This window comes from Actinoplanes xinjiangensis, assembly GCF_003148685.1.
In the GTDB taxonomy this organism is placed as follows: domain Bacteria; phylum Actinomycetota; class Actinomycetes; order Mycobacteriales; family Micromonosporaceae; genus Actinoplanes; species Actinoplanes xinjiangensis.
Genome location: NZ_QGGR01000073.1, coordinates 1 through 2,582 on the forward strand (window position 1 = coordinate 1; position 2,582 = coordinate 2,582).

Annotated in this window: 1 protein-coding gene; it reads left to right on the forward strand. The window is 69.4% G+C overall.

The features are described 5' to 3' along the window. Positions 1–161 precede the first annotated feature (161 nt). The gene (locus BC793_RS48525; RefSeq protein WP_158319610.1) at positions 162–2,183 is read left to right on the forward strand and encodes a tetratricopeptide repeat protein; all 2,022 of its coding nucleotides are present in this window, start codon (positions 162–164) and stop codon (positions 2,181–2,183) included. Positions 2,184–2,582: the final 399 nt, after the last annotated feature.

Here is a 2,582-nt window from a genome sequence, read left to right on the forward strand (position 1 = left end):
ACACCCCCCGGATCATGCGTACGACAGGGGCAGTAAGTCATACCGGACCGAGCGACCGAGCAGTCCCCGGTGGGGACGATCAAAAAGGTAACGGGCAGGGCAAGACCCGTCTCGCCCAGCAGGTGGGGCGGCAGAGCACTGCCAGCGGGTGGCGGGTCGGGGTGGTTTCGCACTGGGACGCCGCTCCCGGTGACGTCGACGCGAGACCACTGGTGCAGCCGTGGCGGTGGCTACCGGCGTCGCGGCGGCCGTTGCTGCTGTTGGTGGACTATGCCGAGCGGTGGCCACTGCATGATCTGCTGCGGTTGTTGGCCGACTGCCGACAGCGGGCACCGAAGGTGCGGGTTCTGTTACTGGCCCGATCGGTCGACTGGTGGCCCACGGTGGCGGCCGAGCTGCACAGGCTCGGGTTCATCGCCGGCGGCGACACACAGCCTTGGCCGTTGCCCGCGTTGGCCCACGACAGGCCTGGCCGGCGTCGGCTGTTCGAGACCGCCTGCGAGCGGTTCGCCCAGATCTACCAGCCCGACATGCCCGCACACGGCTGGCCCGGACAGTGGAAGGCGCCAGGCGACTTGGGCGACGACAGCGTGTACGGGACCGTCCTCGGAATGCACATGGCGGCGCTGGCCACCGTCGATGCCTACACACGGCAAACAAATCCGCCGGGGTCGGCCGGTGACGTGTCGCGGTACCTGCTGGACCGGGAACGCTCGTACTGGGCCCGGCTGCACGGCACCGCCGCGGACACGGTGCGCGCCGCGGCGCGCACCGTGCTGCTGGCCTGCCTGACCGGGCCCCAAACACCCGATACCGGGATCAGACTGCTCGAACTCACCGGGCTCGCCGACCGGCCAGCCGGGCAGAAACTACTCGACGCCCACGACCGCTGCTACCCGCCCAGCAGCTCCAACACGGTGCTGGAACCGGTGTATCCGGACCGGCTCGCCGAGGACTTCATCGCGTTGAGCCTGCCCTCCGACCCCAGCGGCGGACCGATCACCCGTAGTGGGCACACCGACTCGTGGGCGGCGACCACACTGGTCAGCACCCTCCGCGGCCTGGACGACACCGTCGTTTTCGTCCCTGGTCCGCTGACCGCTCGGGCCCCCGGTCAGAAGCCACCCGGGCATACCAGCCGGATACTGATCTTTCTGGCCGCCGCAGCAGGCCGGAACCCGCACGTCCAAGGTTGGCTACACACTCTGCTGACCACCGATCCCGCCCTGGCCGTCCACGCCGGTGGCGTTGCCCTGAACTCCGTCGTCGCGTACACCAGCCCGTCTCTCGCCGAAACCATCTACGAGCTTCTGCCTGAACGCTCCCTGGACCTCGGCCCGGCCGCTGTGGCCCTGGCCCAGCACCTGCTCGACGACACCGACAACAGCCCTGAACAGCACGCCCGGCACTGCGGCAACCTAGCGATTCGGCTAGCCCACACCGGCCGGCGGGAGCAGGCTCTGACCCCGGCCGAGGAAGCCACCGGCATCTACCGGCAACTGGCCGACGCCGACCCGGACGCCTACCTGCCCCACCTCGCCGCGTCACTGAACAACCTCAGCACCTTCCTGTCCGGGCTGGGCAGGCGGGACCAGGCCCTGGCTTCCGCCGAGGAAGCCACCGGCATCTACCGGCAACTGGCCGAGACCCATCCCGACGCCTACCTGCCCGACCTCGCCGCGTCGTTGAACAACCTCAGCAACTCCCTGTCTGAGCTGGGACGGCAGGACCAGGCCCTGGCTTCCGCCGAGGAAGCCGTCACCATCCACCGCCGACTGGCCGACGCCCACCCGGACCCCTACCTGCCCGACCTCGCCGCGTCACTGAACAACCTCAGCACCTTCCTGTCCGAGCTGGGCAGGCGGGACCAGGCCCTGGCCCCCGCCGAGGAAGCCGCCGGCATCTACCGGCAGTTGGCTGGCCGACGCCCACCCCGACGCCTACCTGCCCCACCTCGCCATGTCGCTGTGGGCGTACGGGTGGGTGTGCGTGAAGGTGAAGGCCAACTTCGCCGAGGCTTTGGAGTCAGTCACCGAAGCGATCAGCCTTTACGCGCCCCTCGCCGAGCACTTGCCGGACGTGTTCGCCGGGCCAATGTTCTCAGCGTGCCGGACCCTCGCGGATGTCCTCGATGGTCTCGGCCGGACCGGCGAGGCGGCCGACTGGCGCCGACAGCTGGATGAGGCGGCCGGTGGCGGGCCGAACACTGGATGACCGCTGCCTTCGCAGAAGGCCCCTTCTGTGAAGGAACCGGCAACCTGGCGGTCATGCCGCCAGGTTGCCGACATCGAGGTCCGCCGAATCGGCGCAGATTGCCTTCGCGAAAGGTTGTTCCTGCTGATCGGGGCGGGTCCGCCGCCCCGGAGGCGATCGCATCGCCGCCTGAACATCTACCCGGCGTCTCGGCGGTCAGTTATCTGGCGCTCAACACGCAGGTGAGGGGCAGGCGGATCGTTCCGCTCTGCCCCTCACCTGTGCTGGCGTGCCTACCGGCGTACGCGCTTCGCCCACAGGGGGGTGACGACGGCGATCAGACCGGCGGCGGCGGCGATCTGGACGATGTGGCGGATCCAGTCGATGCC